Annotated in this window: 18 protein-coding genes; 10 read left to right on the forward strand and 8 right to left on the reverse strand. The window is 58.8% G+C overall.

From position 1 onward, the window contains the following. Window positions 1-240 precede the first annotated feature (240 nt). Both QEP12_RS04275 and QEP12_RS04280 read right to left on the reverse strand, forming a co-directional pair. The gene (locus QEP12_RS04275; protein ID WP_219163368.1) at window positions 241-1557 is read right to left on the reverse strand and encodes a hemolysin family protein; all 1317 of its coding nucleotides are present in this window, start codon (window positions 1555-1557) and stop codon (window positions 241-243) included. 55 nt (window positions 1558-1612) lie between these two features. Beyond that, window positions 1613-2461: an undecaprenyl-diphosphate phosphatase gene (locus tag QEP12_RS04280; RefSeq protein ID WP_174863187.1), complete on the reverse strand. Its 849-nt coding sequence runs from the start codon at window positions 2459-2461 to the stop codon at window positions 1613-1615. Window positions 2462-3348: 887 nt separating this feature from the next. Here QEP12_RS04280 and dinG point away from each other — a divergent pair. From dinG to QEP12_RS04295, 3 genes are all read left to right on the forward strand, one after another. Beyond that, complete coding sequence (gene dinG, locus QEP12_RS04285) at window positions 3349-5514, forward strand: ATP-dependent DNA helicase DinG (RefSeq protein ID WP_284213462.1); 2166 nt, start codon at window positions 3349-3351, stop codon at window positions 5512-5514. A 162-nt stretch (window positions 5515-5676) separates the two neighbouring features. Further along, entirely contained in the window at window positions 5677-6966 is a 1290-nt protein-coding gene (locus QEP12_RS04290; RefSeq protein WP_284213463.1) for a putative DNA modification/repair radical SAM protein, read from the forward strand. 13 nt (window positions 6967-6979) lie between these two features. Further along, window positions 6980-7948 (forward strand): TIGR03915 family putative DNA repair protein, encoded by a 969-nt coding sequence (locus QEP12_RS04295; protein WP_284213464.1) that lies wholly within the window; start codon window positions 6980-6982, stop codon window positions 7946-7948. A 1463-nt stretch (window positions 7949-9411) separates the two neighbouring features. On the opposite strand, the gene QEP12_RS04300 is transcribed toward QEP12_RS04295, so the two are convergent. Next, window positions 9412-9996, reverse strand: a complete 585-nt coding sequence (locus QEP12_RS04300; RefSeq protein ID WP_284213465.1) for a Spy/CpxP family protein refolding chaperone — start codon at window positions 9994-9996, stop codon at window positions 9412-9414. Between the two features lie 279 nt (window positions 9997-10275). Here QEP12_RS04300 and QEP12_RS04305 point away from each other — a divergent pair, with 279 nt between their 5' ends. Continuing rightward, window positions 10276-11286 (forward strand): recombination-associated protein RdgC, encoded by a 1011-nt coding sequence (locus QEP12_RS04305; protein ID WP_284213466.1) that lies wholly within the window; start codon window positions 10276-10278, stop codon window positions 11284-11286. 99 nt (window positions 11287-11385) lie between these two features. Here QEP12_RS04305 and QEP12_RS04310 read toward each other — a convergent pair whose 3' ends face one another. The 3 genes from QEP12_RS04310 to QEP12_RS04320 form a co-directional block, all read right to left on the reverse strand. Then, window positions 11386-12423, reverse strand: a complete 1038-nt coding sequence (locus QEP12_RS04310; RefSeq protein ID WP_284213467.1) for a sensor domain-containing diguanylate cyclase — start codon at window positions 12421-12423, stop codon at window positions 11386-11388. Between the two features lie 276 nt (window positions 12424-12699). Further along, on the reverse strand, window positions 12700-13887 hold the full coding sequence (locus QEP12_RS04315) for an acetyl-CoA C-acyltransferase family protein (protein ID WP_219163377.1): 1188 nt from the start codon (window positions 13885-13887) through the stop codon (window positions 12700-12702). Window positions 13888-14049: 162 nt separating this feature from the next. Next, window positions 14050-14247 (reverse strand): heavy-metal-associated domain-containing protein, encoded by a 198-nt coding sequence (locus QEP12_RS04320; RefSeq protein ID WP_174863191.1) that lies wholly within the window; start codon window positions 14245-14247, stop codon window positions 14050-14052. A gap of 284 nt (window positions 14248-14531) precedes the next feature. Here QEP12_RS04320 and QEP12_RS04325 point away from each other — a divergent pair, with 284 nt between their 5' ends. Further along, complete coding sequence (locus tag QEP12_RS04325; protein WP_284213468.1) at window positions 14532-16196, forward strand: methyl-accepting chemotaxis protein; 1665 nt, start codon at window positions 14532-14534, stop codon at window positions 16194-16196. Between the two features lie 166 nt (window positions 16197-16362). Here the strand turns inward: QEP12_RS04325 and gstA are convergent, their stop codons facing one another. Beyond that, entirely contained in the window at window positions 16363-16974 is a 612-nt protein-coding gene (gene gstA / locus QEP12_RS04330) for a glutathione transferase GstA (RefSeq protein WP_284213469.1), read from the reverse strand. A gap of 272 nt (window positions 16975-17246) precedes the next feature. On the opposite strand from gstA, the gene mnmG reads away from it, so the two are divergent. The 5 genes from mnmG to QEP12_RS04355 all read left to right on the forward strand — a co-directional run bounded on the left by mnmG (window position 17247) and on the right by QEP12_RS04355 (window position 22384). Continuing rightward, entirely contained in the window at window positions 17247-19211 is a 1965-nt protein-coding gene (gene mnmG, locus QEP12_RS04335) for a tRNA uridine-5-carboxymethylaminomethyl(34) synthesis enzyme MnmG (RefSeq protein WP_284213470.1), read from the forward strand. Next, entirely contained in the window at window positions 19208-19876 is a 669-nt protein-coding gene (gene rsmG, locus QEP12_RS04340; RefSeq protein WP_174863192.1) for a 16S rRNA (guanine(527)-N(7))-methyltransferase RsmG, read from the forward strand. The genes mnmG and rsmG overlap by 4 nt, the downstream gene beginning before the upstream one ends. Window positions 19877-20072: 196 nt before the next feature. Then, on the forward strand, window positions 20073-20843 hold the full coding sequence (locus QEP12_RS04345; RefSeq protein WP_219163382.1) for a ParA family protein: 771 nt from the start codon (window positions 20073-20075) through the stop codon (window positions 20841-20843). A 64-nt stretch (window positions 20844-20907) separates the two neighbouring features. Further along, window positions 20908-21477 (forward strand): RBBP9/YdeN family alpha/beta hydrolase, encoded by a 570-nt coding sequence (locus tag QEP12_RS04350; RefSeq protein WP_284213471.1) that lies wholly within the window; start codon window positions 20908-20910, stop codon window positions 21475-21477. Continuing rightward, entirely contained in the window at window positions 21467-22384 is a 918-nt protein-coding gene (locus QEP12_RS04355) for a ParB/RepB/Spo0J family partition protein (RefSeq protein ID WP_284213472.1), read from the forward strand. The genes QEP12_RS04350 and QEP12_RS04355 overlap by 11 nt, the downstream gene beginning before the upstream one ends. A gap of 68 nt (window positions 22385-22452) precedes the next feature. On the opposite strand, the gene QEP12_RS04360 is transcribed toward QEP12_RS04355, so the two are convergent. Next, on the reverse strand, window positions 22453-23280 hold the full coding sequence (locus QEP12_RS04360) for a hypothetical protein (protein ID WP_174863194.1): 828 nt from the start codon (window positions 23278-23280) through the stop codon (window positions 22453-22455).

Genomic DNA, 23280 nt, shown 5'->3' on the forward strand with positions numbered 1-23280 from the left:
ACGCCTGCACTTCAACAAACTAGCCTCCACCAAACCCGGTGCGATTCACCGCCTGTTGAGACACTGCACAACACCGATGGCTGGCGGTGCGCAAACACGGCAGCGAATGGGGAAGTAGCCCAGTGCCACCGTGGGGGCCGATGGGAGGCCACAGCATTGGCACCCCACCTTTACAGCGCATGCATATTGACCATAAAAAAAGCAGCCCAAGGGCTGCTTTTTTTGTGTCGCACACACTGCTTATGGCTCTTGCGCCATATCGATAGGAGGCTCTTCAATTTTGGTGGCCTGGATCTTATCGATGATCTTGCCATCCATGTCCACCACCTCGAACTCCCAGCTTTCCCAGATCACTTTATCGGTCTCCGAAGGCAGCTTGCCCGTCAACAGCATCAGCATGCCACTGAGGGTTTGGTAGCGGCCTTTTTCCTCCTCGGGCACCGTCTTCAGGCCCAAGCGATCTTTGAGTTCCATGATCGGAATATGACCGTCCAGCAACCAGCTGCCATCATCACGCTGCACCGCCCATGCATCGCTGGGGTCTTCGGTGACAAACTCGCCGGTAATGGCCTCGGTCACATCGCGCACGGTGACAATGCCTTGCACTTCACCGTACTCGTCGATCACAAAAGTCATGGCCGAGCCTGAGATCTTGAAGTTCTCCAGCAGCTCCATGCCCGTGATGGTTTCAGGAATGTAGATGGGTTTTTGAATCAGCTCTGAAGATTCCCGCAGGTCACGCTTGCCCTTGAGGGCATTGGCCAGCCACTGGCGGGAGTTGATGACACCCAGCAGATTCTCAAAATTGCCATCAATCACGGGATAACGGGCGTGATCCTGCGATTCAAGGATGGCCATGTTGGCTTCAAACGGCAGGCTCACGTCCAAGCACACCACATCCGAGCGCGGCACCATGAGCGAGGAGATCTGGCGATCGTCCAGACGGAACAGATTGCGAATCATGGTGTGCTCGTTTTGCTCGATGGCACCCGAAGTGGTGCCCTCTGCCAGCACCGCATGAATTTCGTCTTCTGTCACCGACGATTCGTTGCTCTCTTTCACGCCCAAAATCCTCAGCAAACCTCGGGTGGACGATGTCAGCAACAGCACAAACGGTTTGGTCAGCTTGGCCAGCAGGTTAATGGGGCGGGCCACCAGACGGGCAATCGATTCGGGGTTGGTCTGTCCCAGGCGCTTGGGCACCAACTCGCCCACCACGATAGAGACATAGGTGATCACCACCACCACGACAGCGGTCGAAACAGTGCTGGCGTAGTTGGCTGCCATCCCCATTTCAATCAACCACACAGACATAGGTTGCGCCAGCGCAGCCTCACCAAAGATACCGTTGAGCACACCAATCGAGGTGATACCAATTTGGATGGTGGAGAGAAAGCGCGTAGGGTCTTCGCCGAGCTTGAGCGCAGCAGCTGCGGCGGTATCGCCCTCATCGATCAATTTTTGAAGCCGTGCCTTGCGCGCTGTAACCAGCGCAATTTCAGACATGGCAAACAAGCCATTGAGAACAATGAGGGCGATAAGTATAGGAATTTCCATGATGGTGTTGAGCGTCCTTTCAAACTCGCTCTAGCAAACAATAACAGGTCGAAGATTAATGGATAAATCCAAAGTACAGGCCTAGCAAGATCGCAAGCCCTAAAACCACGCGGTAGATCACAAAGAAACCAAAGCCCTTGCTGGAGATCAGCCGCATGAACCACACAATGACGGCGTAGCCGACCACAAAGGCCACCACCGTCGCCGTCAAGGTCATGCCCCATTGCTCACTGGTCATGGGCTCGCGCTTGAACAGCAACATATAAAAGCCCGACATCAGAACCGCGGGTATGGCCAGCAGGAACGAAAACCGTGCGGCCGCATCGCGGGTCATGCCCAGCAACAGGGCTGCAGTGATCGTGCCACCGGAGCGCGATACCCCAGGAATCAGTGCCATGGCCTGGGCCAAGCCCAGCAAGATGCCATCCCTCCAGCTCAGATCACCGATTTGGCGGTTTTGCATGCCGCGCCTTTCCGCCCAGCCCAGCAACAGACCAAACACGATCAGCATGGTGGCCGTGACAGCCAGGGTGCGAAAGGTGGTTTCAATCCAGTCGCGCAAAAGCAAGCCCAGCACACAGATGGGGATCGTGCCCAGCACCACCAGCCAGGCCAATTTGGCATCTTGGGAAAGTGGCGCTCCGCGCTGGCGGCTGCCAATCACCGGCAGGCTGGCACACCAGGCCAGCAGCATGCGCATCACGTCTTGGCGAAAGTAAATCAGTACAGCCAGTTCCGTACCCAACTGGGTAATGGCCGTGAAGGCTGCCCCCGGATCTGCACCACCCGGCAAAAGAGGACCGAGGATGCGCAAGTGTGCGCTGGAAGAAATGGGCAGGAATTCCGTCAACCCTTGAACCAAACCAAGGATGACCGCATCCAGCCAGCCAAAAGCTGCGTGCATAACAAGAAAGTGAAAAGGCATCAAAAAAGCAGTCGGCCAGTGTAGCGCTGACACCGCCATCCCCGCTGACATGGCTTCACCCGCTGCGTCACGCAAACCACCCCATGGGCAGACCAAGCCTTGCGGCTTCTTCATCCAGACAGCGCCAGACACCCTTGCTGCGCTTGGCGATGCACTTTGCCTATTTTTTCATCAAACACACGATCAGCGGTTGATGTATCTGTTATTTTTCAAACAAATTATAGTTTTCAACTTCAATAAATATAAAAATTCACACAGTATTTGGTATTTTTTGTTTGTATTGGTGAGGTAAACATTCCGTAGCAGAATGAAAAATTTCAAAAACTATGCAATGCCTTAGGCAGTAGCAAACAGGTGTTGACACATCACGCTATTTTTTAACGATGCGCCCAACTGCTGGACTACCGCATTTACTCACAAGCTATTGATAACTTTCTGAAGATTTTTTGTGCACATCTTTTCAGCGGCGATACACCCAAAAATCAAGTTATACACAACCCAACGACAACCAGTGACTTGTGAACAAGAGTGCATTGAAAGAAAAGATTTTTTCAATACCTTCGCCAACGTCAAATCTATCTTTTCCACAGCGTTGTGTACATGTTCTTGGCCTGAATGCCGTCATCTCGCCGCACCACTTCCTCGAAATCATCCACAGCCTATAATCAATTTTCCACAAAGTAGTGGGCTCAACGCCTTGGCGTATCCACGCCGCTTGACACCATGCACTTTGTCTGTTTTTTCAGCACTTTCTCTCAAGACTTGCACCGCAACATAAATAAAAGCATGCAGTCTTTGCGGTGGATATGTATTGAAAAGAATTTTTCACACATCTTTTACCGCTGCGCAAGCCAAACCATCCCACAATGAGCCAAAAAAAATGGGCCACGGAGGCCCTGGAATCCTTTGACGCCGTCGTTGCCTCCATCCCGGGCTTTCGCCTCCGCGAGGGGCAGCGAAAAATGGCTGCGCAAATCGCGCACACGCTGTCGCTCGCCCAACTCGGCAAGGTGGAAGAGGGCGCTCCCGATCCCCAAAAAGCCATCGCCGTGGTGCAGGCCGGAACGGGCGTGGGTAAGTCATTGGCGTACGCAGCGCCAGCCATTGCCATGGCACTGGCGCGCGGCACACGTGTGGTGATCTCCACGGCCACGGTGGCGCTGCAAGAGCAATTGGTGAACAAAGATTTGCCTGCGCTGGCGCAGCAACTGCCCACGCCCTTCAAATTTGCGTTGGCCAAAGGGCGGGGACGTTTTGTCTGCAAGCTCAAGCTAGAGCGCTTGGCCAGTTCCGGCGAAAACAGCGAAGAAGTGGACGATCTGTTTGCCGAAGAAGCGGCCGAGCAGCGCAAAAAACGCCCGCAAGCAGAGACCGAAGCGCGCATGCAGTTCTACGCATCCATGGGGGATGCGCTGGCCAGCGGCGAGTGGAATGGCGACCGCGACAGCCTGCCCAACCCGCCCGAGGCCGAAGCCTGGAGCCCGGTGGCCGCCGAAGGCAGCTCTTGCACCGGCCGCCACTGCCCCACGTTTGACAGCTGCACGTATTACGAGCGCCGCAAAGAGATGGTGGCCGCGCAAGTCATTGTCGCCAACCATGATTTACTGCTTTCCAGCTTGGGGGCGCGGCTGCTGCCGGACCTGAATGACAGCCTGCTGGTGCTGGACGAAGCCCACCATTTGCCGCAAACGGCCCTCTCGCAATTTGCGTGTGAGATGGACATGAGCCGCCTGCAGTGGATCGACAAACTGGCCAGCCGCGCCTTGCGTGTGGGCCAGTTGATGGAAGTGGACGAGATTGCCGACATTGCGGGCTACAGCAGCGGCCTGCGCGAGCACCTGACCGAGCTGGCCCGCTTGGTGATGGAGCATTACGGCGACCAGCTCAAAGGCAAAGATGAGCGCTTTGGCCCGGCCCGTGCACGCGTGCCACGCGGCGATGTGCCCCATGCCTTGCTCGACCCCTTGGCGCAGGTCATGCACCACGCCAGCGGCTTTCTGGACGTGCTGCGGGCCATTGCCAAGGCCCTCAAGGCCGAGATCAAAGACAAACCCGACGAAGCGCAGCGACTGTCGCAGTTGTACGCCCAAGTGGGCACGCTGGCCCCGCGCCTGGAGGCCGTGCACGACACGGCCCAGTTGCTGAGCCAGCAGCCCGAAACCCGCGAAGACGGCTCGGAAAGCGTGCCCAACGCCAAGTGGTTCACGCTGGAGGTGGATGGTGACTACATCGTCGTCAAAGGCCACGCCAGCCCCATCTTGCCCGGTGCCACGCTGCGCCACCATCTGTGGAGCCAGGTGCGCGGCGCGGTGCTGACCAGCGCCACCCTCACCAGCTGTGGCAGCTTTGACTTTTTTCTGCGTGAAGCCGGTCTGGCCAACGATGCCGCCGTGCAAACGCTGGAAGTGGCCAGCCCCTTTGACTACGCTGCCCAGGGCACGCTGATTGCCCACCAAACCCGTGCCGACCCGCGCGAGGCCGCCGCCTTCACGCAAGAGATGGTGCACCAGTTGATGCTGGACATCAGCCGGGTCGAGGCCGGGGCGCTGGTGCTGTTTACCTCGCGCGAGCAAATGCGCCAAGCGGTCGACGCGCTGCCCACTGCCATGCGCGCCCAGGTGCTGGTGCAAACCGCCATGCCGCGCGCCATGCTGCTGGCCGAGCACCGCAACCGCGTGGAGCAGGGCTTGCCCAGCATCATCTTTGGCATGCAGTCGTTTGGCGAAGGGCTGGATCTGCCCGGTGCACTGTGCGAGTCGCTGTTCATCACCAAGCTGCCTTTTGCCCCGCCGGATGACCCCGTGGGCGAGTCGCGTGCCGAGTGGCTGCGCAGCAGCGGGCGCAACCCGTTCAACGACTTGGTGGTGCCTGCCACCGCCATCCGCCTGGCGCAATGGGTGGGCCGCGCCATCCGCACCGAAGAAGACCAAGCCCACGTCTACTGTTACGACCGGCGCCTGGTGGCCACCAGTTACGGAGCGCAGTTGCTGAAAGGCCTGCCACCTTTTACGCTGGAAAAGCGTGCTGCTTAAAAACAGGAGCTACCAGCGCTTGATGCATCGGCGCTAGCGGCCATTTTGGCTCTATAGACCTAGCGTTGTGCACGGCGCACGGCCGCTGGCTGCGCAGGAACGCACAGTGCCCATTTGCCATCGATGACATTGCGGATTGCCCAAATACTGTATAAATAAACAGTGGAACTGCAAACCAAACTTGCCATCTTGGCGGATGCCGCCAAATACGACGCCTCCTGTGCCTCTAGCGGCAGCGCCAAGCGCCATGCCGCAGCGGGCGGCATCGGTTCGACCACCGGCAATGGCATTTGCCACAGCTGGACACCCGATGGCCGCTGTGTCTCGCTGCTCAAAATCCTGCTGACCAATTTTTGCGTCTACGACTGCAAATACTGCGTCAACCGCGTCACCTCCAACATCCCCCGCGCCCGTTTCACGGTGGCCGAGGTGGTCACCCTCACGCTCGACTTTTACCGGCGCAACTGCATCGAGGGGCTGTTTCTGTCCAGCGGCATCATCCGCAGCCCCAACTACACCATGGAGCAACTCGTGGGCGTGGCCCGCAGCCTGCGGCTGGAGCATGGCTTCAAAGGCTATATCCATCTCAAAACCATTCCCGATGCCGACCCTGCGCTGCTGGCCCAGGCGGGGCTGTACGCCGACCGCCTGAGCATCAATATCGAACTGCCCACCGTGCAAGGCCTGCACCAGCTGGCGCCCGAGAAAGACAGCGCCACCATCCACCACGCCATGGGGCAGTTGCACCAGCACATCAGCACCTCGCAAGCCGAGCGCCGGGCGGCGGCCAAAACCTCGGTCATCTCCATGCCGCAGTCGCGCAGCACACGGGCTGCCAAGCCCCCCGCGTTTGCGCCCGGTGGCCAAAGCACGCAAATGATTGTGGGCGCCGATGGGGCAGACGATGGCGACATCATCCTCACCAGTGCCAAGCTCTATACGGGCTATGGACTGCGCCGCGTCTACTACTCGGCCTTCAGTCCCATTCCCGACAGCAGCCGCGACCTGCCGCTCATCGCCCCGCCGCTGGTGCGGGAACACCGCCTGTACCAGGCCGACTGGCTGATGCGCTTTTACGGTTTTGCAGCGCAAGAAATTGTGCCCGTGGGCCCGCAAGGCCAGCGCATGCTGTCACTGGAACACGACCCCAAGCTGGCTTGGGCCTTGGCGCACCGGGAATGCTTCCCCGTCAACCTCAACACCGCTGCACGCGAGCTGCTGCTGCGCGTGCCGGGGCTGGGCGTGCAGTCCGTCCAGAAACTGCTGGCTGCCCGCCACTGGCGCATGCTGCACCGCAGTGACCTGAACCAGCTCAAGCTGCCGCTGCGCAAAATCTTGCCCTTTGTCGAATGCGTGGGGTGGAGCCCGGGGCGCAGCCTGGACGACCCCATGCTGGCGGCCAAGCTGGTGCAACCCATGGCCCCGCAGCCCCAGCAGGCCAGCTTGTTTTAGGGGCACCGCAGCCATGGCCCGCCACACCCTGATCTTGCCCGGCGACGGCAGTGACTTTGCCCACTGGCGCCACGTCGCCCGCTGGCTGTGGGCCCAGCAGATTGCGCCGCAGAACTTGCAGTGGCTGACGCAAGACAGGCAGCAGCACAGCCCCGACTTGTTTGCCCCTGCCGCCCAACCCACGGCAGTGCCCGATCACCACAGCGGGCCTGCAGCGCCTGCGCTGACCGTGCCACGTGCCTGGCTGCACCTGGCGGAGCAAGCCTTGCTCAACGCAGCGCCTGAGCGCTTTGCAGTGCTGTACCGTCTGCTGTGGCGCATGCAGTGGGAGCCCGGCCTGCGCCACGACCCGCTGGATCCCGACCGGGTACAGATGCAGCACTGGGTCAAAGCCGTACGCCACGAAGTGCACAAAATGCACGCCTTTGTACGCTTTCGCCCTCTAGCGCAGCCCGATGACCCGCTGGACGGCTGCGGTCCCTTGCATGTGGCCTGGTTTGAGCCCAGCCACCACATCGTGCACGCGGCAGCCCCCTTCTTCGTGCAGCGCTTTGCCAATATGCGCTGGGCTATTCTGACGCCGCAGTGCTGCCTGCGCTGGTGGCCCCAGGCACCGAATGCCGCGGCCTTGGCGGAGCACGGCGTGGTGCTGAAAAATGCTTTACAGCCCTTGAAAAATCGCCCTGGCGTGCTGAGCTGGGGACCGGGTGCACACGCCTGTGATGCGCCTGCGCCAGACGCGGGCGAGGCACTGTGGCTCACCTATTACGCCCACATCTTCAATCCGGCACGGCTGAAGGTGAACGCGATGCGCAAGGAAATGCCGCGCAAGTACTGGCCCAACCTGCCGGAAGCACGGCTGATTTCACCGTTGATTCAGGCAGCACAAGCCCGCAGCGCTGCCATGCTGGCCAGTGCCCCCAGTACACCGGCTCGCACACTGCCTGGCACTGCGGCTGCCAAGCAGTCAAAAAATTCATAGCTTTCAGCGTAGGCCCTGCAATAGCTAGCGCCTCAAAAGACTGAAAAATGTTTTTCGCAGGTTTGAATGCATGGTTTTTCTATGCATTCACAGGCACTTGCTTGAGCATTGAATTTTTTTGAATGACTGAGCATTCTAAGCCAGCACACCGTTTTCTGCTCCTCCACAGCTGTGCATAACTTCCTGTGGACAAGCTTGGGAGCAAGAACAACTCTGATGGTCATCACCGGCTGATTACCCTCATGCTTCTCTGACCCTACACGGATTTACCAGCAGGATGCGTCGCTGCGCATGGGCTGCTGAGAAGAACTTTTCAATGTCTGACAGCCATTTAACGCCGTGCTTCGGATTCAGGGCTTGGCTGTCTGGTTTTGCGGGGTGTTGTTCTTTTTTATTTTTTATAAAGATAGTAGGTAATAGTAAGTCGCCACTATCTCTGTGGATAAGTTCACTTTCAGGGCTGTTATCAAGCACTTGGTAGGCTCTGAATCATGTGGGCGAAACCCTGTTGCTGCTGTCGCGTGAACAGGGATAACTTCCAAAAAATTTGAATTTTTGTGGATAACTCAATTTTCTTCAGCAACCTATCCACAAGTGCATCCTGTCTGTGATGTAACTTAGTTATCTATAAAAAACTGTTTGAAAACAAAGCATTCAAGCTATTAAATTTGCTGTGAATAACTAAAAAACTGTATTTTTTCCATACCGCCATCCGATTTGTGAACAGAAAAACCCAGGAGCAGGCCTAGAGACAGCTGGAAAAACAGGCAAAAACGAAAAGTGGAAGCACCTTTTGCGCGAATTTTTTCGCGCGGTTGTTATTCTTTATGTTTTCTATTTTTAATTAGTAGTAATAGTAAGGTTGGCAGGCTGTTGTGGATAAGTTGAAAAGTTATTTTCAAATCAATGGCTTATAAATTCTTAAAGTATGTGTCTGAAGACAGGGATGGTTAGTCACGCTTTTGGGTACAAGTTCAAGAAACCGCCAGTGCCTGTGGATAAACTACAACTTACCCTTTTTTTCTACCCAAGGTTATGCACAGGCGTTTTTAGCCTTCCGCCGCCGGTATGTCGCTTTGGTAACTGCGTTACGAGAAAGCTGGAAAAATGCTCCATGTAATTTGGTTACAGGGTAAACCCTGAGTTACACGGTTGTCGGTTTTTGTTGATTAAGTAATTGTTTTTATTGTTATTTTTTGATGTAACCGAAGTGAGTTTGTGCCCACTTGAAGCTGAGGACTGCCGCTAAGGTGCCTCGTTGGGTCAGGCCTTTGCATGCGCTGCCCGGCAAGCCCCAAGCGCTGAAGCAAGCCGTGGATACACAGCGCGGTAAAAGCCCTGCGCAGCTGTGCACAACGAAAAGCCTTTTTCAGTGCTGGGCGCCCAAGGCGCCAAAAATCGACAGCGCTGCAGGCATAAAAAAAGCAGGCCGAAGCCTGCTGGTGCTGGGGGATGGCGGCTGATCAGGCTGCGGGTGCCTGTGGAGCCGCTGGTGCTGCGGGGTGGTGTGGCCCATGGCGATGGCCTGGGTGCCCCATGCGCTGGCCGTGGCCGGCATGGTGCTTGCCCACCGCATGTACGTTCAATGCATCAAACGCCTTTTGCTGGCTGGGATTGAGGCTGCGGTAGAAAGTGCGTGTGGCTTTGTCACGCTGCTCGGCTTTTGCCGTGCGCTCTGCGCGCATTTTTTGCGCCAGATCCAAACGTTCGGGGGTGGTCAGCGTGCGCAAGTCTGCGCGAGGTGCTTGGCGCTCAGCCCGTGGTGCAGGTGTGGTGGCTTTGACATACTGCTCCCACGCCGCTTCTTGTTGGGGCTGCAGCTGCAAAATGGTTTTCAGGCGCTCGTTGCGTTCTGCATGGAATTGGGCAAAGTCAGCCGGTTGACCCCGGTGGGCAGGGTGGCCTGCATGGCCAGGGTGCCCCGCAGTTGCGGTCACGGGGGTAGCGGGCAGTTGGGGTTCTGCCTGGGCCCAAGCGGAGGCAGTGAAAACGCCAGTCAAAGCGGCGGCAGCGACAGCGGCAGTCAAAGTACGTTGGAAGATGGCCATAACAAGCTCCTTTCAAGCAGTGGTAGGGTGGAGTACAGCGCAGTGCTGTGCTGTGTCCATGCCAGCCAGTGTGCTGGGTGTATGTAAGGCGCCGGTTTCGCTTTGCTGCTGCTGTGTAAAGTACTACAAAGCTGTGTGTTGCCGGGGCCAGAGTTTGGTGCATGTTTTTGGCCTCCAGCGCTTATATAGCAAGCGCTAGCAGCTCATAATTTTAAAAATTCTGGTGGTGCCTTTGCGCTGCCAGCATCGCATTCGATAGATCAGGAAGAAGGTGGCTGCGTGTTTAAGAACATGATCGTGTACCGCATGGCGGCGCAATGGGCGGGCTCGCTGGAGCAAGTGGAAGAGGCGCTGCAAAAAACGCCTTTCATGCCCTGTGGTGCGACGCAAGAGAAGTCGGCGGGCTGGGTGCCCCCACGTGGTGAGGCGCATGGCCTGCTGGCCGAAAGCGTGGGTGGCCAGTGGATCTTGCGTTTTATGTCGGAGTCCAAAATGCTGCCCGCCAGCGTGCTCAATCGCAAAGTGCAGGAAAAAGCCGATGCGATTGAAAAGGAGTTTGGCCGCAAGCCGGGTAAAAAAGAAAAGCGTGACCTCAAGGACGAGGCCAAGCTGGACTTGCTGCCCATGGCCTTTACCAAGCAATCGAGCATGTGGGTGTGGATCGACCCGCAAGCCAAGCTTCTGGTGCTGGACACGGGCGCGCAAGGCAAGGCCGACGAGGTGGTGACGCTGCTGGTGGAGGGCCTCAAGGGCTTTGGTGTGGCGCTGCTGGACACCCAAACCAGCGCCCAGGCTGCCATGGCACATTGGTTGCTGACGCAAGAAGCACCCGCAGGCTTCAGCATTGACCGTGAGTGCGAACTCAAGGCCGCCGACGAATCCAAGGCCGTGGTGCGTTATGCGCGCCACCCGCTGGACATTGACGAGGTCAAACAGCACGTGGAGCACGGCAAGCTGCCCACCAAGCTGGCCATGACCTGGGATGACCGCGTGAGTTTCGTGCTGGCCGACAGCCTGCAGATCAAAAAGATTGCCTTCACGGACACGGTGCTGGACCAGGCCGGTGATGAAGGCGGCTTTGACACCGATGTGGCGATTGCTACGGGGGAGTTGTCCAAACTCATCCCCGACCTGATTGAAGCGCTGGGCGGGGAAGGGCGCACAGAGCTGGGCCAGCCTGCAGCGCAGCCGGGCGCAGAGACCTTGGCCGTGCGTGTGGCTGGAAAAGGGGTGGTTACGGGGCCAGCGAGTGCCCCGCAAGACAGCAACCCCGACGAGGCACCGTTCTAAGCGGCAGCCACAGAGAGCAGCCCAGTTTGTGCAGGTGGGCTGGCTGCGTTTGAAGCCTTAGGGCGCTGCTAGGCCATGCCCAACATGCCACAGCCTGCTTTACATGTGCAGGCCACGCTGTGGGGCAATGCCCAGTGCGCGCCGCTGTTTTTTGTCGGCATACATGGCCTGGTCTGCCTGCTGCAGCGCTTCGTCCACCGTCATCCGACCAGGCACTTGCGCAATACCGATGCTGGCACCGGGATAGTGCAGGCAGCTGCCATTTTGCAGATGCACCGTGCATTCGGATGCCGCGCGCAGCCGCGCTTTCAGGTCCTCGTGCATGGTTGATAGGCCGGGTGCAGGCGCCGCGCAGGGCGTCACCATGACAAATTCATCGCCCCCGATGCGGCCCACCACATCACCGGCGCGCAGCACCGCTTGCAGGCCTTGCGCGACCGCACACAGCAAACGGTCTCCTGCAGCATGGCCGTGTTTGTCATTCACACACTTGAAACCGTCTAGATCAATGAAGGCCACCAGCACACTGTCGCCGCTGCGCTGGGCCCGCGCCAGCAAGCGGTGTAGTGCGTCGCGCACCGCTGCGCGGTTGGGCAGCTGGGTGAGGGCATCGGTCAGCGCCAGCCGCGTGAGCTGCTCATTGCGCTGCTGCAGTGCCTGCATCAGCTTTTCGCGCTCGACATGCTGGGCAATCAGCTTGGCAAACAGCTGCAGCACGATTTCGGTGCTGTCGGGCAGTGTGGCTGCACGTGCGCTGGCCGCACACAGCGTGCCGTAAATGCTGCCATCGGACATGCGCACAGCGGCACTGACATAGGTGCGAATACCCAGCGCCCGGGCTGCCTGGGAGTCGCCCCAGCATTCCTGCACATTGCTGGTGCAGGTACGACCTTCCGCCAGGGCACGCTGGCACAGCGTGTCATTCCACGGCACGCTCAGCCCTTCGGGAATCTGCATCTGCTGCGTATTGCGTGCATACAGCACGTGCTGCAGGTCCTGGGCAAAGTCGATGGTGGTGAGGTAGGTGGACTCCAATTGCGTGACCTGGCCCAGCATTTCCAGCAGCGGCCGCACCAGTTCTTCTTGGCTGCGGGCCTGGTGGAGGGATTCGGACAGGTGTTTGAGCAAGTGATCCATAAGAGAGAACTCGCCTTGTGAAGGCAATTCGTGGTGCAGGTGGGTGCAAAGGCTGCACAGCTAAGGAAAAAGACGTGCGCTGCCAAGTGCAACTTGGCATGCAAATCATTGTCGGCGTTCTGATTAGCGCACCAGAAATGGAGGATGTAACAACCTCAAACGGGGATGCAATCAGTTTGGCCGCAAGCGCCCACCATGAAAAAAGCCTGCAGCCCGAGGGTTGCAGGCGGGCCTACGGCACATGGCGCTCACATACCAACGCCATCGCGCCGGTGCTTAGACGCGTTCAAAAATGGCCGCAATACCTTGGCCTCCGCCAATGCACATGGTCACCAGCGCATAGCGCCCACCGGTGCGGTGCAACTCGTAAATGGCTTTGGTGGTGATGATGGCACCCGTGGCACCCACGGGGTGGCCCAGCGAGATGCCAGAGCCGTTGGGGTTGACCTTGGCAGGGTCCAAGCCCAGCTCCTGGATGACGGCGCAGGCTTGGGCCGCAAAGGCTTCGTTGGCCTCAATGACGTCCATGTCCTGAATCTTCAATCCCGTACGCGCCAGGACCTTCTGGGTGGCTGGCACGGGGCCAATCCCCATGTAGGCGGGGTCTACACCGGCGTGGGCGTAGCCCACCAACCGTGCCAGCGGCTTCACGCCCAAGGCTTGCACGCGATCGCCTGCGACCAAGGTCACAGCGGCGGCGCCATCGTTGATGCCCGAGGCATTGCCCGCGGTGACGCTGCCGCCTTCTTTTTTGAAGGCGGGCTTCATGCTGGCCAAGGTTTCCAGTGTGGTGGCTGCGCGCACGTGCTCATCCGTGTCAAACACGGTGGTGCCTTTGCGCGTGGCAATTTCGACAGGCACGATTTGGTCTTTGAAGTAGCCTGCCGCGATCGCAGCCGCAGCGCGCTGTTGGCTGAGCACGGCCAGCTCGTCTTGCATCTGGCGGCTGATGCGGTAGCGCTCTGCCACGTTTTCCGCAGTGATGCCCATGTGCATTTTTTGCCAAGGGTCGTGCAAGATGCCCAGCATGTAGTCAATGCTCTTGGCGTCGCCCATGCGTGCGCCCCAGCGTGCAGCTTGGTCAAAGTAGGGGCCACGGCTCATCGATTCAGAACCGCCGCCAATCGCAACATCGCAGTCCCCCAGGGCGATGGCCTGGGCGGCCGAGACAATCGCTTGCAGGCCCGAGCCGCACAGGCGGTTGACGTTGAAGGCCGGGGTTTCGATGGGGCAGCCTGCATCGATCGCGGCCACGCGCGAGAGGTAGGCGTCTTTGGTGTCGGTGGGAATCACATTGCCCATGACCACATGGCCGACGGCATCGGGGGCAATGCCAGCGCGCTCAATGGCGGCCTTGACGGCGGTGGTGGCCAGTTGGGTGTTGGGAACGTCTTTGAGGCTGCCTCCGAAAGTGCCAATGGCGGTACGGGCGGCGCTGACGACAAAAATCTCACGGGTGCTCATGCGTTGTCTCCAATCGTTGTTGCTGCAAAGCTGACAAACAATTGTGCGGTTGCAGCAATCGGCTGCCAAGCCTGCGGGCGACAGTGCTGCGCTGCCTGCAGTGCTTTCACAACGCACCGCAGGCCGCACCACACGTTGGCAGCGGCCTGCGGCTTTGCGCAATCAGGCAGCGACGCTGTAGCCTTCTTCCTGGATGGCCTGCGCCAATGCTTCGCGCGGGGCGCTGCTTTGCACCACCACCTTGCCACTGGCTCGGTCGATGCTGGTTTGGGCCTGTGCGTCCACTTCAGCAATGGCGTTTTGCACTGCCCGCTCGCAGTGGCCACAAGTCATACCGCTCACTTGAAATACGTGTTCCATACCAACTCCTTCAATCTGTCATAGATAGTGGAACTGTAGCTTGCCCCTGAAGATGTTTCACGTGGAACGGCAAGAGCAAATCCTGCCTCGCCGGTAAATAGTTTGGGGGCGTATGTAAAAGGCCCTAAGAAGGGGTTTTCTTTAGATATCGCTCGCAATGATGTCTGGCAAACTTCCAAGATTGTTACCAGCTGTGCATAAGGGCATTTTGATGCCTGCACACGGCCTTGGCTTGGTGCCAAAGCTTTCCCTGCTCTGCGGAGCGATAGAGAGGAATCCAGATCATGGATCTGTTTGGATTGATGCGAATGTTCACGATCAAGGTGCGCATGTTGGGTGCCATTGCCGTGGTGTTGGTGCTGCTGGGCATATTGGGGGGCGCAGGCATGTTCGGCATGTTCCGTGTCTACGATCTGAACCAAAGTTTTTTGAAGGGCCCTTTCCAGCAGTTGCAGCAAATGGCGCAGCTGCAAAACAGCCTGGCGCAGGTGCGTGGCCTGGAAAAGGACATGATCATTCAGTATGAGCAACCGGATCAGTTGGAGAAAACCCATGCCAACTGGCAGGCTGGCTTGAAGCAGGTGCGTGCTGTGGGCGAGGCATTTGTTGCGGGGGCCCCTGAGCAAGATGTCCAGGCCTTGCAAAAGCTGTTGCAACATTTGGAGCAGTACGAGCAGTTTTTTACCCCCGTCGCACGCCAATTGCTGGCCAATGGCTATGACAGTGCCACGGTGGCGCAGCGTGTGAGTCGCCGTGCCAGCGCGGAGTTTGACGGGGCCGAAAAGCAGTTGCAATCGCTCATGCAACTGTTGCAAGAGCAAGCCCAGGCCGCAGAAGCGCGGGGCAGCCAGGTAGCGACTGAAACGCAATGGCTGTTCATCTTGGCGCTGGTGATCACAACGTTGGTGGTGGCGCCGCTGACGCTGTTGAACATGGTGTCCATTTGCCGGCCTTTGCAAGATGCCAAGCGCTTGGCGGACTCGATTGCCAAGGGGGATCTGACCGAGCAGTTGAATGTGGTGGGCAAGGACGAAGTCTCCGACCTGCAAAACGCCTTGAAGACTATGCAAAGCAATCTCAATGGCATGGTGGGGCGTGTGCGCGATGCCAGTGGCAATATTGCGCTGGCCAGCCAAGAAATTGCCACGGGCAATGGCGATTTGTCGGCCCGCACCGAGCAGACCGCCAGCAATTTGCAGCAGACCGTAGCTTCGCTGCTGCAGCTGACCGGTACGGTGCAGCAAACGGCTTCATCGGCGCAAATGGCCAACCAGCTGTCGGCCTCGGCATCGCAAACCGCAACGCAAGGGGGCTCGGTTGTGGAGCAGGCGGTGCAAAGCATGCATGAGATTTCTGCGTCCAGCCGCAAGATTGGCGACATCATCGGCTTGATTGATTCGATTGCTTTCCAGACCAATATCCTGGCGCTGAATGCGGCGGTGGAAGCCGCGCGCGCCGGTGAGCAGGGCCGTGGTTTTGCGGTCGTAGCCGGTGAGGTGCGCCTGCTGGCACGTCGCAGTGCCGAAGCGGCCAGCGATATCAAGCGCCTCATTCAAAGCAGTGTGACGGCCGTTGATGGCGGCGTGAAACACGTGGAAACTGCAGGCAAAACCATGCAGGAGGTGGTGGGCAGCATCCAGCGCGTGGGCGACATCATTGGCGAGATTTCGGCCGCTGCGAACGAGCAGTCCGGTGGTATCTCGCAGGTGAACCAGGCCGTGGGAGATATTGACCGCATGACGCAGCAAAACGCGGCGCTGGTGGAGCAATCGGCCGCCGCCGCCGAGTCGCTGAAAGACCAGGCGGCACGTTTGGCCGAGGTGGTGCAGCAGTTCAAGCTGGAGCAGCACGGCAGCCAGACCTATGCGCAAGTCGCACCTGCCTGGGGCCGCACGGGTGGTTCGGCAGCGTTGCGCTCATCAACGGCTCCCGCTTTGTTGGGGGAATAAAAAAGGAGCGAGTAGCGCTTGTATTTACAGGCTTTCAGTGCGCTAAGTATTGGAAAGCAAGCAAATACAGGCGCAAGCCGCTCATGTTTTATAAGCGTTGAGAGATCAAAAAAGGGCTTCCTGATGGAAGCCCTTTTTTGTGGCGGTTTTGCAGCCTGGGCGCTGCTTAGTCTTTGAGCAAGCCTTCTGCACGCAGTGCAGCTTGCACGGCAGGGCGGCTGGCAACGCGGGCCAGATACGCTTGCAAATGGGGCAGATCAGACAGATCCAAGCCCACAAATTTGCCCCAGTTGCTGACGGTGAATAGGTACGCATCGGCCACGGTGAACTGGCTGCCCATCAGGTAGTCTTTACCCGCCAGCTGCGGCTCCAGCCATTCAAAGCGGCGGCGCAGGTTGCCCAGCGAGGTGGCCTTGAACGCTTCGGGCGTGCTGGGCACAAACAGCGGGCCAAACGTCTTGTGCAGCTCTGTGCCAATGAAATTCAGCCATTCCAGCACGCGATAGCGCTCCATGGTGCCGGGGGCGGGAATCAGTTGTTTCTCGGGCACTTGGTCGGCCAGGTACTGCACGATCACCGGGCCTTCACGCAGGGTTTGGCCATCGTCCAGCACCAGAAAGGGCACATAGCCCAATGGATTGATGCTGTAGAAATCCGTGCCGTCTTGCAGCTTGTGGCTCTTGGTGCTGGCCAAGATGTATTCGCAGGCCAAACCTGTCTCTTCGGCCACGATGTGGGGGGACAGCGAGCAAGCGCCGGGGCTGAAATAAAGCTTCATATCGGTGCAACCTTTCTTTGGGGAGTGCGTGGCTGTCGGGGGCGCCACGCCAGAGCGTAGTGTGCCCCGGTGCGCAGCCTCGGCGGGCAAGAGTCCGTACCTCAGACGCGGTGGCTGCAGCCGCCAAGACAAGTTGGGCAAAGGGTGGGAAAATTCAGGGTTTGCCTGTGCCTTCCAACAAGGAAGCTGCGCGGGCCACACACACCCACCGTGCGCAGGAGTGACGGTGGTCAGGGCGGAGGGCATACGCCGCCTGCGACGGAGTAAGAACCATGCTGTACCCCCAAGAATTTGATGTGATCGTCGTCGGCGGCGGTCACGCTGGCACCGAAGCGGCGCTGGCAGCAGCCCGTATGGGCTGCAAAACTTTGCTGTTGACCCACAATATTGAAACGCTGGGCCAGATGTCGTGCAACCCGTCCATCGGCGGTATTGGCAAAGGCCATTTGGTCAAGGAAGTGGACGCCATGGGCGGCGCCATGGCGCTGGCGACCGACATGGGCGGCATCCAGTTCCGCATCTTGAACAGCTCCAAAGGCCCAGCGGTGCGTGCCACGCGCGCGCAGGCGGACCGCATTCTGTACAAGGCCGCCATCCGTGAGATGCTGGAGAACCAGCCCAATCTGTGGCTGTTTCAGCAGGCGGTGGACGACCTGATGGTCGAGGGCGACCGCGTAGTGGGTGCTGTCACGCAAGTCGGTATCCAGTTCAAATCCAAAACGGTGGTGCTGACGGCGGGAACGTTCCTGGACGGCAAGATCCACGTAGGCTTGAACAACCATGCCGGTGGCCGCGCGGGCGATGCGCCTGCCGTGAGTTTGTCCGCGCGCCTGAAAGAGTTGAAGCTACCCCAAGGCCGTTTGAAGACCGGCACGCCGCCGCGCATCGATGGCCGCTCAATCGACTTCAGTCAACTGTCGGAGCAGCCCGGTGATGGCATGCCCGGCACGCCCAATGAAGGCCAGATTCCGGTGTTCAGCTACCGTGGCAATGCCGCCATGCACCCGCGTCAAATGCCATGCTGGATCACCCATACCAACGAGCGCACGCACGCCATCATTCGCAGCGGCTTTGACCGCAGTCCCATGTTCACCGGCAAGATTGAAGGTGTGGGTCCGCGCTATTGCCCCAGCGTGGAAGACAAGATCAACCGCTTTGCCGACAAAGACAGCCACCAGATTTTCTTGGAACCCGAAGGTCTGACTACGCACGAGTTCTACCCCAACGGTATCTCGACCTCGCTGCCGTTTGACATTCAGTACGCGCTGGTGCGCTCCATGAAGGGACTGGAGAACGCCCACATCTTGCGCCCCGGCTACGCGATTGAGTACGACTACTTTGATCCACGCGCGTTGAAGTCCAGCTTTGAAACACGCCAGATCCAGGGTCTGTTCTTTGCGGGCCAGATCAATGGCACCACCGGCTACGAAGAAGCTGCCGCGCAGGGCATGTTTGCGGGTATCAACGCCGGTTTGCAAGCGCGCGGCATGGAAGCTTGGACACCGCGCCGCGACGAAGCTTATCTGGGTGTGTTGGTGGATGACCTGACCACCCAAGGCGTGACTGAGCCTTACCGCATGTTCACCAGCCGTGCAGAGTTCCGCCTGCAGCTGCGTGAAGACAACGCCGATATGCGCCTGACCGAAATCGGCCGCAAGCTGGGTGTGGTAGGCAACGAGCAATGGGACATGTTCAACCGCAAGCGCGATGCTGTTTCACGTGAAACAGAGCGTTTGAAGGCAACCTGGGTGAACCCGCGCAGCTTGCCTGCCGCAGAAGCCGAGCGTGTGCTGGGTAAAAACATTGAGCATGAGTACAACCTGTTTGACCTGTTGCGCCGCCCCGGTGTCCAGTACGACGCGCTGGTAAAAATGAACGAAGGCAAGTACAGCTCTGACATCGTTTCACGTGAAACATTGGGCGAGCTGCATGCCGATGTGGTGGAACAGGTGGAAATTGCCGCCAAGTATTCGGGCTACATCGACCGCCAAAAAGACGAAGTAGAGCGCGCCGCGCACTACGAAACCTTGAAGCTGCCAGTCGACATGGATTACATGCAGGTTTCGGCGTTGTCCATCGAAGTGCGCCAGAAGCTGCAAAAGCACCGCCCCGAAACCCTGGGGCAGGCCTCACGGATTTCTGGGGTGACACCCGCTGCCATTTCGCTGCTGATGATTCACCTGAAAAAAGGCGGCTTTAAAGGGCTGACTCACACGGCCAAGGAGACTGCGGAATGAGCACTTTGCGTGAGCAGCTGGAGCAGGGTGCGGCCAAGCTCGGCTTGACGTTGTCGGCAGAGCAGTTCGACAAGCTCATGGGTTTCCTCGATCTGCTGCAAAAGTGGAACAAGGTCTACAACTTGACCTCGGTGCGTGATCCGCAGGAAATGATGTCGCTGCACATGCTGGACAGCTTGGCCGCGGTGCCTGCCTTGCAACGCTACGTGGCATCGTTGGGCAAAGTGCCGGGTGAGCGTACGGCGCAGCTGGATGTGGGCTCGGGCGGTGGTTTGCCGGGCGTGGTGTTTGCCGTGTGCTGCCCGCAGGTAGATGTTCACTGTGTCGACACGGTGGGCAAAAAGGCCGCGTTTTTGCAGCAGGCTGCCGTGGCTTTGAAGTTGCCCAACCTCAAAGGGATTCACGCCCGCGTGGAAACCTTGAAGGGGCCTTATGAAATCGTCAGCTGCCGGGCTTTTGCTTCGTTGCTTGACTTCACCACCTGGTCGCGCGCGGCGATTGCCGACCACGGTATCTGGTTTGCTATGAAGGGCAAGCACCCCCAGGAAGAAATCGATGCTTTGGGCAAAGATGTGCATGTGTTTCACGTGGAACAGTTGCAGGTGCCTGGGTTGGATGCCGAGCGCTGCATTGTGTGGGCCCAACCTGCCGCCGACACACATTGACATGCGCGCTGCGCACTCCTCGCATAAACTCGGGCAGTAGTTTCAATGCAAGGGTGGGTAAGCAACCGCAGGAACTTTGTGCTGCATTGAAAGGCCAAAGCCATGGTGCTTGGCCTTTTTCCTTTGTGCGGCAAGCAGTTGCTGTGCTCAGGGTGTTTTTCTTTCGCGTCTCCAGCGCTTTCACCAGTTTTTTCTCATGGCCAAAATTTTCTGTATTGCCAACCAAAAAGGTGGCGTCGGTAAAACAACAACAGCAGTGAACTTGGCGGCAGGTTTGGCCAAGGTGGGCCAAAGGGTGTTGCTGGTGGATCTGGACCCGCAGGGCAATGCCACCATGGGCTCCGGCATTGACAAGCGCGCACTGGAGTTGACGGTGTATGACGTGTTGCTGGAATCGGCCTCCATCCAGGAAGCGGCGGTGCTGGCCGAAAAGTGCGGCTACCACGTGCTGGGCGCCAACCGTGAACTCAGTGGTGCGGAGATTGAACTGGTCGCACTGGAGCGCCGCAATGAGCGCCTGAAAGCCGCCTTGCAGGCCGCCGATGCAGACTTTGATTTTGTGCTGATCGATTGCCCCCCCAGCCTGTCCATGTTGACGCTCAATGGCCTGTGCGCGGCCCATGGCGTGATCGTGCCCATGCAGTGCGAATACTTTGCGCTGGAAGGTCTGACCGACCTGGTCAACACCATCAAGCAGGTGCACGCGAATATGAACAAAGAGCTCAAGATCATTGGCCTGCTGCGCGTGATGTTCGATCCCCGCACGACGCTGCAGCAGCAGGTGAGTGACCAACTCAAGTCACACTTTGGCGACAAGGTGTTTGACTCGGTAATCCCGCGCAATGTGCGTTTGGCGGAAGCACCCAGCTACGGCTTGCCCGGCGTGGTGTTTGATGCCTCCGCCAAGGGCAGCAAGGCGTTTGTGGACTTTGCCAAAGAGATGGTCCAGCGCATCAAAACCATGTGAATTTATAAATAAAACAACCCTCTAACGTAGGTGCAGCAAGCGCTGGCAGCTATAGAAATCACTTGTGACTGATTCCAACCTTTCCCCGCAGGTACTGCTGCTACCAGGCTGGCAGAACTCCGACGCAGCCCACTGGCAAAGCCGCTGGGAGCAGCGCTATGGCTACACCCGCGTGCAGCAGCACGACTGGCAACGTCCGCTGCGGGGGGACTGGTCGATCCAGCTGCAAGAAGCGGTGCTGGAGAGCGAGCGCGAAGTGGTGCTGGTGGCACACAGTCTGGGCTGCATTCTGACGGCCTGGTGGGCCGTGCATTCGCCGTTGGCCAAGACCCGGGTGAAGGCGGCGCTGCTGGTGGCGCCCGGTGATGTGGAGCAGGCGGATTTGCGCAATGTGCTGCCGGGTTGGTCACCGGTGCTGCTGCAGCGTTTGCCGTTTGCGAGTGTGCTGGTGGGCAGCCACAACGACCCGTATTGCAGCTGGTCGCGTGCGCAGCAGATGGCCCATGCATGGGGGGCTCGCCTGGTCGATGCGGGGGCTGCAGGCCATATCAATACCGACAGCGGGCTGGGGGACTGGGATGCCGGCCATGCCTTGCTGCAACAACTGATGAAAGATGAACGCCATGGTGACTAAGAAACCCAAGGGCCTGGGTCGTGGCCTGGAAGCCTTGTTAGGCCCCAAAGTGCAAGAGGCGCCTGCAGCAGCGGCCGCATCGGATATGCCCAGCACCTTGCCGGTGACGGAGATGGTGGCTGGCCAGTACCAGCCGCGCACGCGCATGGATGAAGGCGCGCTGTATGAGCTGGCCGAGAGCATCAAGGCCCAGGGCATCATGCAGCCGATTTTGGTGCGCAAACTGACCCAGGGCGAACACGCAGGCAAGTACGAAATCATTGCGGGGGAACGCCGCTACCGTGCTTCCAAGCTGGCAGGGCTGGACACCGTGCCCGTGCTGGTGCGCGATGTACCCGATGAGGCTGCCGCGGCCATGACGCTGATTGAGAACATTCAGCGTGAAGACCTCAACCCGCTGGAAGAGGCCCAGGGCTTGGCGCGCCTGGTCAGGGAGTTCAACTACACGCATGAGCAAGCGGCGCAATCGGTGGGGCGCTCGCGCTCGGCGGCGTCCAACTTGCTGCGCTTGCTGAACTTGGCTGAGCCGGTGCAAACCATGCTCATGGCCGGCGATGTGGACATGGGCCATGCCCGTGCGTTGCTGGCACTGGACAAGGCCGAGCAAATCACCGCCGCCAACCAGATCGCGGCCAAAAAACTGTCGGTGCGCCAGGCCGAAGGGCTGGTCAAAAAGATGGCGGAAGCAGGCGATGGCACGGCAGCCGTCAAAGCCAAGAAAGTGGCCAAATCGCGCGACGTGCAGCGCGTGGAAGAGGAGCTGTCGGACTTGCTGATGGCACAGGTGGAAGTGCGCGTGAAAAAACGTGTCAAACGCCACGGCAAGCTGCAAGACATGGGGGAGCTGGCAATCCAGTTTGGCTCGCTGGAAGAGCTCAATGGCTTGATTGAAAAGCTGCGCGGTTAAGTGCAGCGTTTCTCGTTCCCATCAAAAAAGGCCTTCATGTGAAGGCCTTTTTTGATAAGGAAGCTGGTTTACTTGCCCACTTTGAGCTGACCGCCCTTGCCCAGGCCGCCCTTGACTTCCTGGGCCTTGTAGTTGCGCAGCGAAACCACCATCTTGTTGTACGCATCCATAAATGCCGCGACCGAGGCTTTGCCTTCGGGCGTGCGCGAGAAACCGCTCAGGCCGCCGGCCGCACCACCGCCAAAGGCACCCAGCGCCGCGCCATAGTTGGTGGCAGTGGCATTGCCTTCCGATATGGACAGTTGCACGCCAGAGCGGATGTCATACATGGTCATGGTCACGACCGACTGCTTGCTTTGCAGATTGCCTGCCAGCTGACCGGCCACGCCGCCAAATAAACCTCCGAGACCGGCTGCCAAGCCGCCTACGGATTCGTTGTTGATGATGATGGCGGGCTCCAAATAGTAGTCTGCTGCTACGCGTTGGCCTTTTTGCTGGCGCGATCCGGCGCGGAACTCGCCCGAGTTGCGCTGTTTGTCCGTGATGGCGCTCAGTTTGCTTTCGGTGCGGTTGTTGCCGATGGAGGTAATCACAAAGCAGTTGGATTGCTGCACTGCCAGGCGAATCAGCGGCTCAATGGTGGTCACTTGGGTGGCTGCACCAAAGCTGGCATACCAATCCTTGCCACGGCCATCGTCTACGGCCAGCGTGCCCAGTGGGGCATCACAGCGCTCCAGAGACTCATTGGCATTGACGCTGCTGGAGCCACCAGCAGCTCCCGTGGCAGCTGTGCCAGCGTTGCCGGTGCTCAGCAAGCCACCACCACCGGGGGTGACACAGGCGGACAGCAGCAAAGCCGATGCGGCGCTGAGCAGAGACAAAGTTTTTTTGGACAT

The organism is Comamonas jiangduensis (genome assembly GCF_030162955.1).
In the GTDB taxonomy this organism is placed as follows: Bacteria; Pseudomonadota; Gammaproteobacteria; order Burkholderiales; family Burkholderiaceae_C; genus Comamonas; species Comamonas jiangduensis.

Coding starts and splice junctions, on each gene's coding strand:
- QEP12_RS04295 (WP_284213464.1), top strand. CDS start 6,980: ATGGCCCGCCACACCCTGATCTTGCCCGGCGACGGCAGTGACTTTGCC.
- QEP12_RS04345 (WP_219163382.1), top strand. CDS start 20,073: ATGGCCAAAATTTTCTGTATTGCCAACCAAAAAGGTGGCGTCGGTAAA.
- QEP12_RS04315 (WP_219163377.1), bottom strand. CDS start 13,887: ATGAGCACCCGTGAGATTTTTGTCGTCAGCGCCGCCCGTACCGCCATT.
- QEP12_RS04275 (WP_219163368.1), bottom strand. CDS start 1,557: ATGGAAATTCCTATACTTATCGCCCTCATTGTTCTCAATGGCTTGTTT.
- QEP12_RS04325 (WP_284213468.1), top strand. CDS start 14,532: ATGGATCTGTTTGGATTGATGCGAATGTTCACGATCAAGGTGCGCATG.
- QEP12_RS04320 (WP_174863191.1), bottom strand. CDS start 14,247: ATGGAACACGTATTTCAAGTGAGCGGTATGACTTGTGGCCACTGCGAG.
- mnmG (WP_284213470.1), top strand. CDS start 17,247: ATGCTGTACCCCCAAGAATTTGATGTGATCGTCGTCGGCGGCGGTCAC.
- QEP12_RS04360 (WP_174863194.1), bottom strand. CDS start 23,280: ATGTCCAAAAAAACTTTGTCTCTGCTCAGCGCCGCATCGGCTTTGCTG.
- rsmG (WP_174863192.1), top strand. CDS start 19,208: ATGAGCACTTTGCGTGAGCAGCTGGAGCAGGGTGCGGCCAAGCTCGGC.
- QEP12_RS04310 (WP_284213467.1), bottom strand. CDS start 12,423: ATGGATCACTTGCTCAAACACCTGTCCGAATCCCTCCACCAGGCCCGC.
- gstA (WP_284213469.1), bottom strand. CDS start 16,974: ATGAAGCTTTATTTCAGCCCCGGCGCTTGCTCGCTGTCCCCCCACATC.
- QEP12_RS04280 (WP_174863187.1), bottom strand. CDS start 2,461: ATGCACGCAGCTTTTGGCTGGCTGGATGCGGTCATCCTTGGTTTGGTT.
- QEP12_RS04300 (WP_284213465.1), bottom strand. CDS start 9,996: ATGGCCATCTTCCAACGTACTTTGACTGCCGCTGTCGCTGCCGCCGCT.
- dinG (WP_284213462.1), top strand. CDS start 3,349: ATGAGCCAAAAAAAATGGGCCACGGAGGCCCTGGAATCCTTTGACGCC.
- QEP12_RS04355 (WP_284213472.1), top strand. CDS start 21,467: ATGGTGACTAAGAAACCCAAGGGCCTGGGTCGTGGCCTGGAAGCCTTG.